The organism is Pseudonocardia sp. WMMC193, assembly GCF_021728735.1.
Classification (GTDB): Bacteria; Actinomycetota; Actinomycetes; order Mycobacteriales; family Pseudonocardiaceae; genus Pseudonocardia; species Pseudonocardia oroxyli.
In genome coordinates this window covers 1-14,701 of record NZ_JAKKDO010000005.1, presented here as the reverse complement: position 1 = coordinate 14,701, position 14,701 = coordinate 1, and the positions used below count along the sequence as shown (strand labels likewise).

Here is a 14,701-nt window from a genome sequence, read left to right as displayed (position 1 = left end):
TCAGGCGGCGTTCGGCTCGTCCCAGACCCACTGGGAGACCATCGGGCTCGGGCAGTCCGGGCACTCGACGGCGAAACCCGCCGTCTCCTCGCCGGACATCTCGGCATAGGAACCGCATTCCGGGCAGCTCCACCACACGGTGTCACTCATGACGTCCGAGGGTAATCACATGTGTGTGATTCGCAAGTCCGGAGCATGATGAAATGGTCCGAACGCGCCGTAACACGGCGTGAGAGCCCGGCGAGTCTCCCCCCGAGGCGCCGAGTACCCGAACGGGTGACCGGGCGGACACGGGGCGCCCCTCCCGCGGCCGGGAGACACCCCTCCCTCACCGGCCGCCGGTCCACGCCGGCGTGCCCGCCGGCGTGGACCACCTGGGCCGACCGCTACACGTCGTCGACCAGCTCGGCGATGGACGAGACCACCCGGTTCGGCCGGTACGGGTACCTGTCCACCCGGTCGGCACGCATGATCCCGCTGAGCACCAGCACCGTGCGCATGCCCGCCTCCAGGCCCGCGACGACGTCGGTGTCCATCCGGTCCCCGATCATCACCGTGGTCTCGGAGTGGGCGCCGAGACGGTTGAGCGCGGCGCGCATCATCAGCGGGTTCGGCTTGCCCACGAAGTAGGGGTCCACCCCGGTGGCCCGGGTGATCAGCGCGGCGACCGAGCCGGTCGCGGGCAGCGACCCCTCGTTCGACGGCCCGGTGGCGTCCGGGTTGGTGGCGACGAACCGGGCGCCCGCCTCGACCAGCCGGATCGCCGTCGTCACCGCCTCGAAGCTGTAGGTGCGGGTCTCCCCCAGCACCACGTAGTCCGGCGCGGAGTCGGTGAGCACGTACCCGATCTCGTGCAGGGCCGTGGTCAGGCCCGCCTCGCCCACCACGTAGGCCGAGCCGCCGGGGCGCTGCTGGTCGAGGAAGGTCGCGGTGGCCAGCGCGGAGGTCCAGATCGACTCCACCGGGACGTCGATGCCGGTGTTGCGCAGCCGGAACTGCAGGTCGCGCGGGGTGTAGATCGAGTTGTTGGTGAGGACCAGGAAGGGAGTCTCGGTCTCGCGCAGACGCTTCACGAACTCGTCGGCGCCGGGGATGATGTTCCCCTCGTGGACGAGCACGCCGTCCATGTCGGTCATCCAGGCCTCGACGGGCTTGCTCTCGGACACCCTGGCAGGGTAGCCCCGGGAACGGACGCGGGCTTTCGTCCGTTATCTCCGTAGACGATTCGGAGTACAGGGAGAGAGACCCGTGGACCTCGTGACCATTCTGATCCTGCTCGCCGTGGTGGGTGGTGTCATCTGGCTGGTCCGCAACCGTGGCGCGGGCCAGGCCGCACAGCTGGAGGACGCCAAGTCCGACGCGCGCCGCTGGCTCGAGCGCCTCGGCGGCCAGGTGCTGAACCTGATCGGCACGAACGAGGCCGCGAAGCAGGCGCTCGCCGACGCGTCCGAGCGCTACAACGCCGCGGGCTCGCAGATGGAGCAGGCGAAGACCCCGGCGCAGGCCCGCGGCGTGACCGAGACCGCCTACGAGGGCCTCTACTACGTCCGGGCCGCGCGGCTGGCCATGGACATGGACCCCGGCCCCGAGCTGCCGCCGCTGCCCGGTCAGCAGCGCGCGGGCGCGGTCACCGAGGAGCGGAACGTCGACGTCGAGGGCCAGAGCTACAGCGCCTCGCCGAACCCCTCGGACCGCAACTCGCACTACTACCCGGGCGGGAACGTCGCGGGGCGGCCGGTCCCGGCGGGCTGGTACTCCGAGCCGTGGTGGAAGCCGGCGCTGGTGGCGGGCGCCTGGGGTGTCGGGTCGGCGCTGCTGTTCAGCGCGATGTTCTCCGGCATGGCAGGCAGCGCCTACGCGGGCGGCTACGAGCAGGGCCTGGCGGACGCGCAGGCCGAGGACATGGGCGGCGGTGACATGGGGGCCGACGGCGGCGACATGGGCGGCGACGGCGGTGGCGACTTCGGTGGCGGGGACTTCGGCGGAGGCGACTTCGGCGGGGGCGGAGATTTCGGCGGAGGGTTCGACTTCTGATCATCGGGGGTTTGCGAATCCGATGATCGGGTAATCCATGCTCGGAGCAGACCTCGGCCGGCACGACCGGCCATGCGACACAGACCGGCCCGGAGCGCTCAGTCCCGGGCCGGTCAGTGCTTTCCGGGGTCGTCCGCCGCCTGGCACCGGGGGCACCAGAAGAGGTTGCGGCCCTGGTGGGTCGTGCGGGCGATCGGGGTGCCGCACACCAGACAGGGGCGCCCGGCGCGGCGGTAGGTGTAGACCGCGCCAGCGCAGGCGCTGTTCCCGTCGTCGCCCCCGGGCACGCAGGTCGTCTCGATCCGGCCCGCCCGCTCCCCCGCCCGCAGCATGTCGGTCAGGTCGGCCCACAGGGCGTCGAACCGCTCGCGGCCGAGGTCACGGCCCGCCCGCTGCGGGTCGAGGCCGCACCGGAACAGGGTCTCGGCCCGGAAGACGTTCCCCAGCCCGGCGATCACGCTCTGGTCCATCAACAGCGACGCCAGCGGCGCGCGGGAGCGCGAGATCCGGCGCCAGGCCTCCTCCGGGTCCGCGTCGGCGCGCAGCGGGTCGGGGCCGAGGCGGGCGCGGATGGCCTTCACCTCGACGTCGGTGAGCACCGCGCAGGCCGAGGGTCCACGCAGGTCGGCGTAGTGGGTCTCGCCGACCATCCGCATCCGGACCTGGCCCCGCGGCTCCGGCAGGGGGAGCCGCCGGTTGGGGAACCGACCCCACAGACCCAGGTGGACGTGCACGACGAGATCCGGGCCGTAGTGCTGGAACAGGTGCTTGCCGTGCGCCTCGACGGCGGCGAGCACCCGGCCGTCGACCAGCTCGGCGTCCGTGGCGAAGCGGCCCTGGGGGCTGCTCACCGCGACCGGCGCCCCCGCGAACCGGCGGCGCTGCAGGCGGGCCATGCGGTGCACGGTGTGGCCTTCGGGCATCCCCCGAGCCTGCCCGCACCCCGCCGATCCCGCGCGTCGACCCGTGAGCGGCGATGGTCGCCAGGGCGACCATCGCCGCTCACGAGGGTTGGCAGGTGGGGCACCAGAACAGGTTGCGGGCCTGGTGGGTCACGGTCAGCACGGTGGTGCCGCAGACGTGGCAGGGCAGCCCGGCCCGGCGGTAGACGTACACCTCGCCGCCGTGGCGGTCCTTCCGCGGGGCGAGCCCCTTGCGCCGGGGGTCGTCCTCCGGTCGCACCGTGTCGATCCGGCCCTTCCGCACGCCGTCCTTCATCAGGGCGACGAGGTCCGCGGCCATCGCGTCCCACGTGCCCCGGTCCAGCGCCCGGCCGGAGGTCTGCGGGTCCAGGCGGTGGCGGAACAGCAGCTCGGCGCGGTACACGTTCCCGACGCCGCTGATCACCTTCTGGTCCATCAGCAGCGTGGCGAGCGGGCTCGAGCTCCTCGCGAGCCGGGCGTACACCCGGTCCGGGTCGAAGTCCCGGCGCAGCGGGTCGGGGCCGAGACGCTCCCGGATGGCCTTCACCTCGGCGCGGGTGAGCAGCTCGCACGCCGTGGGGCCGCGCAGGTCCGCGAAGTGGGTCTCCCCGACCAGCCGCATCCGCAGCTGTCCGCGAGGCTCCGGCGCGGGCAGCTCGCCCTCGTCGAACGTGCCGTAGAGACCCAGGTGGACGTGCACCACGAGGTCCGCGGCGAAGGTGTGGAACAGGTGCTTGCCGTGGGCCTCGGCGCGGGTGAGCACCTGGCCGTCGAGCAGGGCGGCGGAGTCGGCGAAGCGGCCCTGCGGACTGGTGACCCGCACGGGCCTGCGCGCGAAGAGCTTCTGGTGCCTGCGGGCGAGCCGGTGGAGGGTGTGGCCCTCAGGCACGTTCGTACGCGGACACCTGGTCGATGCGCCGCTGGTGGCGCTCGCCGTGGCTGAACGGGGTGGCGAGGAAGGCCTCGACGATCGCGAAGGCCTCCGCCTCGGTGTGCTGGCGGGCGCCGATCCCGACGACCTGCGCGTCGTTGTGCTCGCGGCTCAGCTTCGCGGTGTCGACGTTCCACGCCAGGGCGGCGCGGATCCCCTTCACCTTGTTCGCGGCGATCTGCTCGCCGTTGCCCGACCCGCCGATGACGACGCCGAGGCTGCCCGGGTCGTTCACCACCTTCCGCGCGGTGTCGATGCAGAAGGCGGGGTAGTCGTCCTCCGGGTCGTAGGTGAGGGCGCCGACGTCCACGACGTCGTATCCCTTGCCGCCCAGGTGCTTCACCAGGGCCGCCTTGAGCTCGAAACCGGCGTGGTCACTGCCGAGGTAGACGCGCACGACGAGAATCCTGCCTCATGAGGGTCGCCGGTGTGGACGGGGTGCCCGGAGGGTGGGTCGTGGTCCGGCTCGCACCCGTCCGGTGGGACGTCGTGGTCTCGGCCGCCGAGGTCGTCGCGCTGACGGCGGGCTGCGACGCGGTGGCGGTCGACATCCCGCTCGCGGTGCCGGTGTCCGGGTGGCGACCGTGCGACGGGCTGGCCGCGGCCCGGCTGGGCCGGGCCCGGTCGTCGATCTTCCCGGCGCCCCCGCTGCCGGTGCTGCAGGCCGCCTCGCACGCCGAGGCCGTCGCGGTGGCGCGGCGGCTCACCGGCAAGGGCATCAGCATCCAGACCTGGAACATCCGGCGGCAGATCCTGGACTGGCTGTCCGTCGACCTGCCGCCGACGGTCGTGGAGGCCTCGCCCGAGCTGGCGTTCCGCGGGCTGCTCCCCGGTGATTTCGCCTCGAAGAAGACGGCCCGCGGGGTCGGCAGACGGCTCGCCGCGCTGGGCACCTGGGTGTCGCCGTCGGTGTTCACCGACCTCCCCGCAGGCGCCCGGCTCGACGACTGCCTCGACGCCCTGGCCTGCGCCTGGACCGCCGAGCGGGTCGCGGCGGGCGAGGTGGAGATGCTGGGCGGGGAGCTGGGCGCGGACGGGCGGGTGATGCGGATCGCGGCTCCGGTGGTGGGTGGCGGCTGACGCTTGGGCGTCCCAAGCGTCGCTGAGCGGTGCTTGGGCGTCCCGAGCGTCAGGGCCGGGCCGGGCAGGAGCCTGCGGCATGCTGGCAGCCGTGCGGCGGGGCGACGACAGGGGGAACCGGGTGCGGGCGGCGGGGATCGTGCTGGCGGGTGGACGCTCGTCCCGGATGGGCCGGTCGAAGGCGTGGTTGGACTGGCGCGGCACGCCCCTGCTGGCGCACGTCGTCGCGACCGTCGGCGGCGTCGTCGGGCCGGTGGTCGTGGTGGGGGCGCCGGGGCAGGACCTGCCGGCGACCGGCGCCGAGACCGTCGCCGACCCCGTCGCGGGGCGCGGGCCGCTGCAGGGCATCGCGACCGGGCTCGCCGCGGTGGCGGGCCGGGCGGACGCCGCGTTCGTCGCGTCGGTGGACCTCCCGCTGCTGCACCCGGCCTACGTCCGGCGGGTGCTGGACCTGCTCGGGGACCACGACGTGCTGCTCCCGGTGGCGCACGGCCACCACCAGCCCCTCGCCGCGGCGTACCGGGTGGGGCTCGCCGCGACCGTCGCCGACCTGCTCACCGCGGGCCGCAGCCGACCGCCCGACCTGTTCGCGACCGTCGACGTCCGCCGGGTGGAGGCCGCGGAGCTGCTGGCGGATCCCGCGCTGGCCGCGGCCGATCCCGCGCTGCGGTCACTGGTCAACGTCAACACCCCCGACGAGTACGCGACGGTCGTCGGCGAGACTTGATCCCCGTGTCGTTCTCCGAAGAGCTCCGCAGGACCCACGCCGAGACCTGGGCCGCCGCCGTCGGGCACCGGTTCGTCGACGAGCTGTGGGCGGGCACGGTGGACCGGACGGTCCTCGCCCGCTACCTCGTGCAGGACTTCCAGTTCTGCGACGCGTTCCTCGCCCTGATGGGCGCGGCCGTCGCGACCTGCGACGATCCCGCCGCGCGGGTGGTCCACGCCCGCCAGGTCGGGCTGGTCGCGGGCGACGAGCACGAGTTCTTCCTGTCCTCGTTCCGCACGCTCGGCGTCTCGGCCGAAACCGAGGCCACGGCCGGGCTCGCCGCCCCGACCCGCGGGTTCGTCGAGCTGATGGACACCGCGCGCGCGGACGCGAGCTACGCCGAGATCCTCGCCGTGCTGCTGGTGGCCGAGTGGCTCTACCTCGACTGGGCGGCGCGCGACGCGCCGACGCCCGCCGACCCGATCGCCGCGGAGTGGATCGACCTGCACCGGGGCCCCGCGTTCGCGGCGTGGGTGGACTTCCTGCGGGCCGAGTTCGACCGGGCCGCCGCGCACTCGTCGCACGTCGTCCGGGTGAGCAGGCGGTTCGGCGAGGCGGTGGATCTGGAGCTGGCGTTCTTCGAGGCGGCCTACGGCTGAGGGGGCGCCGGGGTGGGTACAAGCGGGTGTGGCGGCCGTCTGGGGGCTATGCGCCCGTAACAATTCGCACCTAGCGTCACTCGCATGAGTGCCGCCGGGAGACCCCTTCTCGGGGTCGAGGAGGAGTTCCACGTCGTGGATCTCACGACCCGGCGCGCCGCGCCGGAGGTCGACGTCCTGCTCCCCGAGCTCGACGGGGCGGAGTTCGCGCGGGAGCTGCAGCGTTCGCTGGTCGAGACCAACACCCCGGTCTGCGAGACCCTCGACGAGCTGGGCGGACACCTCCGCAGGCTCCGCGCCAGGCTGGAGTCGGTGGCGAGCCCGCGCGGGCTCGGGATCGTCGCGGCGGGCACCGTCCCGCTCGTCGACCTGACCGGGGACGACATCTCCGCGGGCGCCCGCTACGAGAAGATGCAGCACGAGTACCAGATGCTGGTGCGCGAGCAGCACATCTGCGGGGCGCAGGTGCACGTGGACGTGCCGGACCGGGACACCGCGGTGCAGGTCGTGCGGCGGGTGGCGCCGTATCTGAGCATCCTGCTCGCGATCTCCGCGAGCTCCCCGTACTGGCGCGGGCACGACACGGGCTACGCCAGCTACCGCAGCATGGTGTGGTCGCGTTGGCCCACGGCGGGGCCGCCGGCGATGGTCGAGACGGGCGCCGAGTACGACGCGATGGTGGCTCAGCTGATCGCCAGCGGCACCATCTCCGACCCGGGGATGCTCTACTTCGACATCCGGCCCAGCGCGCACGTGCCGACCGTCGAGCTGCGGGTGTGCGACGCGTGCACCGAGGTGGACGACGTCGTGCTCATCGCCGGGCTGTTCCGTGCCCTGGTCTGCCGGGCGCGCGAGGAGATCGACGCGGGGCAGCCGCTGCCCGCGGTCAGCCAGGAGCTGCTGCGGGCCGCGGCCTGGCGGGCCGCCCGGTCCGGGCTGGAGGGCGACCTCGTCGACCTGGCGGGGCCCACGCTCGTCAGCCCGCCGCTGCTCGTCGGGCAGCTGGTGCAGAGCCTGCGCCCGCAGCTGGAGGAGCTCGGCGACTGGGAGCAGGTCCTGGAGCTGTCCCAGGGCACGCTGCTGCGCGGGTCCGGGGCGGCCCGGCAGCGGCGGATGTACGGGCGGCGCGGCGAGCTGGTGGACGTCGTCGACGCCCTGATCGAGAACACCCAGGGCAGGCTGCTGGCGATCGACCCGCCGGTCGAGGCGCCGCTGGCCCAGGCCCTGCTGCAGGACTACCACCCCGCCACCTTCGACGAGGCCGTCTCCGACGGCGGCACCGTGCTGCCCGCCTACGGCTGGATGTTCCGGGCGCTCGACCGGCTCGGGCCGCGCGGCCTGGTCGCGGCCGAGGCCGCGCTGGCGACCGAGCAGCGCGCCCGCGGCGTCACCTTCGGGGACGACGGTCGGCTGTTCCCGCTGGACCTGGTCCCGCGGATCATCACGGCGGACGACTGGCAGACGCTGGAACCCGGCCTCGGCCAGCGCGTCCAGGCCCTCGAGCACTTCCTGCGGGACGCCTACGGCGACCGCCGGATCGTCCGGGACGGGATCGTGCCGGCCGCCGTGCTCGACAACGCACCCGGCAGGCACCGCAACGGCGAGATCGTGCCCGCGGACGTCGTCCGGATCGCGGTGGCCGGGATCGACCTGGTCCGAGACGCCCCGGACCACTGGCTCGTCCTGGAGGACAACCTGCGGGTGCCCTCGGGCATCGGGTACTCGATCATGTCCCGGCGGCTCGTGCGGTCGGTGATGAGCGATCTCGAGCCGCCCACCGGCGTCGTCGGGTTGGAGGACGTGCCCGGGCGGCTGCGGGCCGCGCTGCTCTCCGCCACCGAGACCGGCACCCCGGGGCACGACGAGGTGGCGCTGCTCTCGTCCGGCCCGTCGGACTCCGCGTTCTTCGAACACGAGCTGCTCGCCACGCAGATGGGGGTCCCGGTGGTCACCCCGCGGGACCTGCAGGTCACCGACGAGGGCGTCTACCTGGTGTCGGTCGGCAGCAAGCGGCGGCTCTCCGCGCTCTACCGTCGGATGGACGAGAAGGACCTCATGTCCTCGCGCGGCGCGGACATGCGCCCGATCGGACGGGCCCTGGCCGCCGCCGTCGCCAAGGGGCGGGTCGCGCTGCTCAACGCCCTGGGCAACGGGCTCGCGGACGACAAGCTGGTCTACGCCTACGTCCCGGACATGATCCGCTTCTACCTCGGCGAGGAGCCGCTGCTCGACTCGGTGCCGACCTACCCGTGCGTCGACGACGCGCGGCGCGCCGAGGTGCTCGACCGGCTGGACGAGCTCGTCCTCAAGCCGGTCGACGGCTACGGCGGCAGCGGGATCGTGATCGGCCCGCACGCCGAGCGCTCCGAGCTCACCGAGGTGGAGAAGCAGATCCGCGCCGAGCCCGCGCGGTGGGTGGCGCAGGACATGGTGCAGCTCTCCACGCACCCGACCTTCTCGGGGCGCCGGTTGGAGCCGCGCGCGGTCGACCTGCGCGCGTTCGTCTTCCAGAGCCAGTACGGCGGCAACGCGCACCTCGACGTGGTGCCCGCCACCCTGTCCCGGGTCGCGCCGGCAGGCTCACTGATCGTCAACTCGTCGCGGGGCGGCGGGGCGAAGGACACCTGGATCTTGCGCTGAGGTCGTGCGCGGCGAGTGGTGCTCTGGCACCACTCGCCGCGCACGGGTAGGGAGTGGCACATGTGCGGTATCGCGGGCGAGATGCGGTTCGACGGGGAGGCGGCGGATCCGGCGGTGGTCGCGCGGATCACCAAGGCCCTCGAACGGCGGGGGCCGGACGGGACCGGGGTGCACGCCGCGGGGCCGGTCGCGCTGGGGCACCGCAGGCTGAAGATCATCGACCTGTCGGAGCGCGGGGCGCAGCCGATGGTCGACTCGGCGCTCGGCCTGGCCGTGGTGTTCAACGGTTGCATCTACAACTACCGCGAGCTGCGCACCGAGCTGGAGGCCGCGGGGCACACGTTCTTCTCGAACTCGGACACCGAGACCGTGCTCAAGGCCTACGCGCACTGGGGCGCGGCCTGTGTGGAGCACTTCAAGGGGATGTTCGCGTTCGCGGTGTCCGAGCGGGACACCGGGCGGCTCGTCCTGGGCCGCGACCGGCTGGGGATCAAGCCGCTGTACTACTCCCCCGGCCCGCGCCGGATCCGGTTCGCCTCCTCGCTGCCGGCGCTGCTGGCGGCGGGCGAGGTCGACACGTCCATCGACCCGGTCGCGCTGCACCACTACATGACCTTCCACTCGGTGGTGCCGGCGCCGCGGACGATCCTGAACGGCGTCCGGAAGCTGCCGCCCGCCACCGTGCGGACCTACGAGGCGAACGGCACGTTCTCCGACCACGTCTACTGGACCCCCGTCCACGAGCGACGGCTGTCCGTGCCGGACTGGACCGAGGCCGTGCTCGAGGGGCTGCGCGCCGCCGTCCGGCGCCGGATGGTCGCGGACGTGCCGGTCGGGGTGCTACTCAGCGGCGGCCTCGACTCGTCCCTGATCGTCGCGCTGCTGGCGCAGGAGGGGCAGCGGGACCTCAAGACCTTCTCCGTGGGCTTCCACGCCGCCGGCGGGGAGAAGGGCGACGAGTTCGAGTACAGCGACATCGTCGCCAAGGAGTTCGGGACCGACCACCAGCAGATCCTGGTCGACCCCGCCCGGATGCTCCCCGCCGTCGACGACACGATCACGGCGATGTCCGAGCCCATGGTCAGCCACGACTGTGTGGCGTTCTACCTGCTCAGCGAGGAGGTCGCCAAGTCGGTGACGGTCGTGCAGAGCGGGCAGGGCGCCGACGAGGTGTTCGCCGGCTACGACTGGTACCCGCCGCTGGCCGCCACACCGCGGGACCAGGCCGTGGAGGCCTACCAGGCCGTGTTCACCGACCGGCCGCACAGCGACCTGGCCTCCATCCTCGAACCCGAGTGGCTGCTCGACCACGATCCCAGCCGCGCGTTCATCACCTCACATTTCGCGCAGCCGGGGGCGGAGCGCACACTGGATGCGGCACTGAGGCTGGACAGCACGATCATGCTCGTGGACGATCCGGTCAAGCGCGTCGACAACATGACCATGGCCTGGGGGCTCGAGGCACGGGTCCCGTTCCTGGACCACGAGCTCGTGGAGCTGGCGGCGGCGTGCCCACCAGAACTGAAACTCAGCGAAGGCGGCAAGGGGGTCCTGAAGAAGGCGGCCCGCGGCGTCGTCCCGGACGCGGTCATCGACCGGCCGAAGGGATACTTCCCGGTACCGGCCATCCGGCACCTGGAGGGGCCGTTCCTCGAACGGGTGCGTGCCGCCGTCACCGATCCCGTGGCCAAGGCCCGGGGGCTGGTCCGCAGCGACTGGCTGGAGCGGATGCTGGCGGATCCGAACACGCAGCGCACCAACCTGGGTTCGAACGCGTTGTGGCAGGTAGCACTGCTGGAGATGTGGTTGCAGGAGAGGGGGATATGAGTGGAGAGCTTCACCGAACGGCGGCGCGCCCAACTGGCCGGTGACCTCGGCGATCAGCTGATCGTCCCCTCCTACCGGTCCCCGCTGCCGTCCCCCGACGGCACGCTGCTGGCCTGGATCTCCGACCGGGACGGGCGGCCGCGGGCGTGGGTGGCGCCGTTCGGCGAGGAGCCCGCCGCGCCGTTGGACACCGAGGTGGACCCGACCGTGGCCTGCGACGTCGTGGCCCTCTCGTGGTCGCCGGACGGCGCGTGGCTGGCCGTGCAGATCGCCCCCGGCGGCGGGGAGCGGACGCGGGTCCTGCTGCTGTCGCCGAACGGGGTGGAGCGCCGCGAGATCGCCGCCGGGTCGCTCGCGGTCACCCTCGGTGCGTGGTCGCCGAGCGGACGCCAGGTCGGCGTCACGATCTACGGCCCGGACGGGGACGGCACGGCCTGCCTCGTCGACGTCCGGGACGGGTCCTCGACGGTCCTCGCCTCCGGGCCCGCCGCCGTGGTGTGCGCGGTGAGCCGGGACGGACGGATCGTCGTGGTGCGGACCGGGCGGCGCGGCCGCCGCGGCCTGGAGCTGATCGACCTGTGGACCGGGCGTCGGGTGGAGCTGCTGCCCGGCCACGACGCCACCGTCGCGGACGCGCGGTTCGGCGTCACCGGGTCCGTCCTCTACCTGCACACCGACGCCGGTCGGGACCGCCCCGCGCTGCTCGCCTGCACCGTGTCCGACGACGACGTCTCCCTGGCCTGGGAGGTCGCCGCCCGCGGCGGAGACGATCTGGACGCCTACGCGCTCGACCCCGCGGGCGCCCGCGCCGTGCTGTCCTGGAACGTCGACGGACGCAGCGAGCTGGAGCTCGTCGACCTGCGGGACGGGCTCTCCTCCCCGGTCTCCGACCAGCCCGGGGACGTCGTGACCGGGCTGGCGTTCACCCGGGACGGGCACACGCTGCTCGTCGCGTCGGAGGGCCCCACGATGCCGCCGGGCATCACGCGGATCGCGCTGGACGTGCCCCTGGCCGAGCCGGTCGCGGTGCTCCCCGGCGAGATCGAGGTGGTCGAGGACTTCGTCGAACCCACGCTGCACGAGTTCCGCGGCGAGGACGGGCTCGGGCTGACCGGCTGGCTGTTCCGGCCCCACACCGCCTACGGCGCGGCGCCCACGCTGATCTGGCTGCACGGCGGGCCGGAGGCGCAGGAACGGCCGGTGTTCCACCCGCTGTTCCAGGCGCTGGTCGCGGCCGGGGTGCAGGTCTTCGCGCCGAACGTCCGCGGCTCGGCCGGGTTCGGCCGCGCGTTCTCCCAGGCGGACGACCTGGACCAGCGGTTCACCGCCATCACCGACGTGCGGGCGGCCGTCACGTTCCTGCGCACGTCCGGGCTCGCGGACCCGGACCGGATCGGGGTGTCCGGGCGGTCCTACGGCGGGTACCTCACGCTCGTCGCACTGGCCTGGTTCCCGTCGCTGTTCGCGGTGGGTGTGGACGTGTGCGGGATGAGCGACCTCGAGACCTTCTACGCCGAGACCGAGCCGTGGATCGCGTCGTCGGCGACCACGAAGTACGGGGACCCGGTGGCGGACCGCGAGCTGCTGCGCTCGCTGTCGCCGATCCACGCCGTCGACGAGATCCGGGCCCCGCTGATGGTGGTGCACGGGCGCTACGACACGAACGTCCCGCTGGGCGAGGCGCTGCGCATGGTCGCGGCCCTGGAGCAGCGCGGCGCCACCCCCCGGCTGCTGCTCTTCGACGACGAGGGCCACGAGACCCACGCCGTCGCCCACCGGGCGCAGTTCGTCCGCGAGGTGGTGGGGTGGGTCACCGCGCACCTGCAGGAACCGGCCTCCCAGACGGCGTGAGGCGGCGGTCCGCTCAGGCCCGCGAGAAGGACTGGATCAGGTCGTCCTGCACGGTGAACGTGTAGGGCTCGCTGCTGGTGGAGCCGTCCGCCCTGGTGAAGACGATGGTGGCCGAGACCTGGCCGTTCCCCGAGCTGCGGGCGTTCTGCACCTGCACGTCCCGGATGCCCGCGTAGAAGTTCCGGAAGCCGGAGATCCCGCCCGAGGCCGCCTGCGCCTGCGGGCTGAGCCGTACGAACGCGGCGTCCGGGTCCTCGGGCAGCAGCCCGTAGTAGTCCTGCACGAAGGCCACCGCGCCGTCGCTCGCGGGGGTCGTCGTCGGGGTCGTGGTGGTGGGGCGGGGCGTCGTGGTCGTCGGCGCGGCGGTGGTGGTGCGCGGCGCGGCCGTGGTGGTCGGCCCCGCCGCGACCGGCGGCGGGTCCTCCTGCTGCCCGGTGTTCGCGCGCAGCGCACCGATCAGGACGCCGGCGCCCACCACCAGCACGGCCAGCACGCCGACGAGGATCGGGACCCACCGGCGGCGGGTCGGGGGCGTGCTCGGCGGGGGCGCGGCGGGCAGGTCGGTGAGGGTGCGCGGACCCTCCGGCGGCGGCGGGGACGCTACTGCGGCGACCTGCGTGACCGGCGCCGTCGCCACCATCCCGGCCGCGGACCCGCCCGCCGCGATCGCGGACAGGGCGTCCCTGGCCTGCGACGCGGTGGGCCGGTCGCCGGGCTCGTTGGCCATCAGGCGCATGAGCAGGGCGGTCAGCGCGCCCGCGTGCTCCGGCGGGCGGATGCGGCCGGTCGCGACCTTGTGGAGCAGGGCGTAGGCGTTGTCGTCCAGTCCGAACGGCGGCTCGCCCTCGACCGCGGCGTAGAGCGTGGCGCCGAGCGCGAACACGTCCGACGCGCTGGTCGGCTCCTGGCCGCGCGCCACCTCGGGGGCGAGGAAGGCCGGGGTGCCCGCGATCATGCCGGTGCGGGTGAGCTGCACGTCGTCCACGGCGCGGGAGACGCCGAAGTCGGTGATCTTGGCGCGGCCGTCCTCGGCGATCAGGACGTTCCCGGGCTTGATGTCGCGGTGCACCACCCCGGCCGCGTGCGCCGCGGCCAGCCCGTCCGCGATCTGCACGCCGACGGCCGCGGCGTCCTTCGGCGTCATCGGGCCCTTCTCCCCCAGGACCACCGCGAACGAGCGGCTGGGGAGGTACTCCATGACGAGCCAGGGCCGCTCGTCGTGCACCACGACGTCGAACATGCTGATGACGTGCGGGTGCTGCAGACGCGCCCCGATCCGGCCCTCGCGCAGCAGCCGCTGGCGGGACTCCTCGGCGGCGTCGTTCCCGTGGCCCATCGGGGCGCCCGCGACGATCAGCTCCTTGATCGCGACGGTGCGGTTGAGCAGCTCGTCCGTCCCGCGCCACACCGCGCCCATCGCCCCGGCGCCGATGCGCTCCTCCAGGCGGTAGCGGTTCCCGATGCGCGCGCCCCCCTCGGACGACGGCGCGGGGGGCTCGGGCGGGGTCATGACCCCCAAGGGTAGGCGGGGCTCGGCGGGGCGCTGCTCCCAGGTGCGGGGGTCATCGTGGGACTCATCGCGGGGGTGCTCGCGAGGGTCTGTTCGGGGGTCGTCGCGGGGGTCATCGCGGGAGTCCGAGCTTGCGGGCGCAGGCGGGCCAGCTGCCGTAGCCGCCGCGCTGGTCGCGGACCTTCGTGGCGACCGCGATCTGCTGTTCCCTGGTCGCGGCGTCGGCGCGCGGGGCGTGCGCGGTGCCGCCGAAGTCCTCCCAGGTCGCCTGGCTGAACTGCAGGCCACCACTTATCTGGACATCTCCTACGCCACGACGAGGAAGCTGCAGGTCAGACGACGACGGTTCATGATCTAGTTCGCGGTCATGCGAGTGGTGAAATGCGAACCGGAGCGGCCAGGAGAGCCGACGGTGGCTGTGGTCGACGACTGCGAGGTGCCGGTGGCAGAGGTGTCGGCGTTCCTGTCGTCGTTGGCGGTGCGGGAGTACTCGCCGAACACAGTCCGGGCCTACGCCTACGACCTGATGAAGCTGCT

Annotated in this window: 12 protein-coding genes and 2 pseudogenes; 7 read left to right on the top strand and 7 right to left on the bottom strand. The window is 73.4% G+C overall.

Features of this window, described 5'->3' with window-relative positions; translation table 11 throughout:
• A complete protein-coding gene (locus L3X23_RS34895) occupies positions 1-150 on the bottom strand; it encodes a hypothetical protein (RefSeq protein ID WP_237190152.1) in 150 nt (49 codons plus the stop codon).
• A gap of 236 nt (positions 151-386) precedes the next feature.
• Positions 387-1,127 carry an HAD-IIA family hydrolase gene (locus tag L3X23_RS34890; protein ID WP_218129991.1) on the bottom strand — a complete coding sequence of 247 codons (741 nt, stop codon included), beginning with the start codon at positions 1,125-1,127 and terminating at the stop codon, positions 387-389.
• 121 nt (positions 1,128-1,248) lie between these two features.
• Between L3X23_RS34890 and L3X23_RS34885 the strand changes: the two genes are divergently transcribed.
• Positions 1,249-2,034: a hypothetical protein gene (locus tag L3X23_RS34885; protein ID WP_237190151.1), complete on the top strand. Its 786-nt coding sequence runs from the start codon at positions 1,249-1,251 to the stop codon at positions 2,032-2,034.
• A 113-nt stretch (positions 2,035-2,147) separates the two neighbouring features.
• Here L3X23_RS34885 and L3X23_RS34880 read toward each other — a convergent pair whose 3' ends face one another.
• The 3 genes from L3X23_RS34880 to L3X23_RS34870 form a co-directional block, all read right to left on the bottom strand.
• The gene (locus L3X23_RS34880; RefSeq protein WP_237190150.1) at positions 2,148-2,957 is read right to left on the bottom strand and encodes an Fpg/Nei family DNA glycosylase; all 810 of its coding nucleotides are present in this window, start codon (positions 2,955-2,957) and stop codon (positions 2,148-2,150) included.
• 79 nt (positions 2,958-3,036) lie between these two features.
• Positions 3,037-3,846, bottom strand: a complete 810-nt coding sequence (locus tag L3X23_RS34875; RefSeq protein ID WP_237190149.1) for an Fpg/Nei family DNA glycosylase — start codon at positions 3,844-3,846, stop codon at positions 3,037-3,039.
• Positions 3,839-4,285, bottom strand: coding sequence for a ribose-5-phosphate isomerase (locus L3X23_RS34870; protein ID WP_237190148.1), 447 nt, complete (start codon positions 4,283-4,285; stop codon positions 3,839-3,841). Before L3X23_RS34870 ends, L3X23_RS34875 begins: the two co-directional genes overlap by 8 nt.
• A 17-nt stretch (positions 4,286-4,302) precedes the next feature.
• Here L3X23_RS34870 and L3X23_RS34865 point away from each other — a divergent pair, with 17 nt between their 5' ends.
• The 6 genes and pseudogenes from L3X23_RS34865 to L3X23_RS36520 all read left to right on the top strand — a co-directional run bounded on the left by L3X23_RS34865 (position 4,303) and on the right by L3X23_RS36520 (position 12,654).
• Positions 4,303-4,968, top strand: a complete 666-nt coding sequence (locus tag L3X23_RS34865; protein ID WP_237190147.1) for a DUF429 domain-containing protein — start codon at positions 4,303-4,305, stop codon at positions 4,966-4,968.
• A 79-nt stretch (positions 4,969-5,047) separates the two neighbouring features.
• Positions 5,048-5,695 carry a molybdenum cofactor guanylyltransferase gene (locus tag L3X23_RS34860; RefSeq protein ID WP_237190146.1) on the top strand — a complete coding sequence of 216 codons (648 nt, stop codon included), beginning with the start codon at positions 5,048-5,050 and terminating at the stop codon, positions 5,693-5,695.
• A gap of 5 nt (positions 5,696-5,700) precedes the next feature.
• A pseudogene (locus L3X23_RS34855) lies at positions 5,701-6,270 on the top strand (TenA family protein); the annotation flags it as partial.
• A 150-nt stretch (positions 6,271-6,420) separates the two neighbouring features.
• The gene (locus L3X23_RS34850; protein WP_237190144.1) at positions 6,421-8,976 is read left to right on the top strand and encodes a carboxylate--amine ligase/circularly permuted type 2 ATP-grasp protein; all 2,556 of its coding nucleotides are present in this window, start codon (positions 6,421-6,423) and stop codon (positions 8,974-8,976) included.
• A gap of 60 nt (positions 8,977-9,036) precedes the next feature.
• Positions 9,037-10,803 carry an N-acetylglutaminylglutamine amidotransferase gene (locus tag L3X23_RS34845; protein ID WP_093089040.1) on the top strand — a complete coding sequence of 589 codons (1,767 nt, stop codon included), beginning with the start codon at positions 9,037-9,039 and terminating at the stop codon, positions 10,801-10,803.
• Positions 10,804-12,654 (top strand): prolyl oligopeptidase family serine peptidase, encoded by a 1,851-nt coding sequence (locus L3X23_RS36520; RefSeq protein WP_237190143.1) that lies wholly within the window; start codon positions 10,804-10,806, stop codon positions 12,652-12,654.
• A 13-nt stretch (positions 12,655-12,667) separates the two neighbouring features.
• Here L3X23_RS36520 and L3X23_RS34835 read toward each other — a convergent pair whose 3' ends face one another.
• Together L3X23_RS34835 and L3X23_RS34830 are read right to left on the bottom strand one after the other, a co-directional pair.
• On the bottom strand, positions 12,668-14,164 hold the full coding sequence (locus tag L3X23_RS34835) for a serine/threonine-protein kinase (protein WP_237190142.1): 1,497 nt from the start codon (positions 14,162-14,164) through the stop codon (positions 12,668-12,670).
• Between the two features lie 112 nt (positions 14,165-14,276).
• Positions 14,277-14,453 (bottom strand): annotated as a pseudogene (locus tag L3X23_RS34830) (transglycosylase family protein); the annotation flags it as partial.
• Positions 14,454-14,701: the final 248 nt, after the last annotated feature.

Excerpts from the sequence above, each read along its gene's own strand:
- L3X23_RS34895 (WP_237190152.1), bottom strand. The coding sequence starts at position 150 with ATGAGTGACACCGTGTGGTGGAGCTGCCCGGAATGCGGTTCCTATGCC.
- L3X23_RS34890 (WP_218129991.1), bottom strand. The coding sequence starts at position 1,127 with ATGGACGGCGTGCTCGTCCACGAGGGGAACATCATCCCCGGCGCCGAC.
- L3X23_RS34880 (WP_237190150.1), bottom strand. The coding sequence starts at position 2,957 with ATGCCCGAAGGCCACACCGTGCACCGCATGGCCCGCCTGCAGCGCCGC.
- L3X23_RS34865 (WP_237190147.1), top strand. The coding sequence starts at position 4,303 with ATGAGGGTCGCCGGTGTGGACGGGGTGCCCGGAGGGTGGGTCGTGGTC.
- L3X23_RS34860 (WP_237190146.1), top strand. The coding sequence starts at position 5,048 with ATGCTGGCAGCCGTGCGGCGGGGCGACGACAGGGGGAACCGGGTGCGG.
- L3X23_RS34850 (WP_237190144.1), top strand. The coding sequence starts at position 6,421 with ATGAGTGCCGCCGGGAGACCCCTTCTCGGGGTCGAGGAGGAGTTCCAC.
- L3X23_RS34845 (WP_093089040.1), top strand. The coding sequence starts at position 9,037 with ATGTGCGGTATCGCGGGCGAGATGCGGTTCGACGGGGAGGCGGCGGAT.
- L3X23_RS34835 (WP_237190142.1), bottom strand. The coding sequence starts at position 14,164 with ATGACCCCGCCCGAGCCCCCCGCGCCGTCGTCCGAGGGGGGCGCGCGC.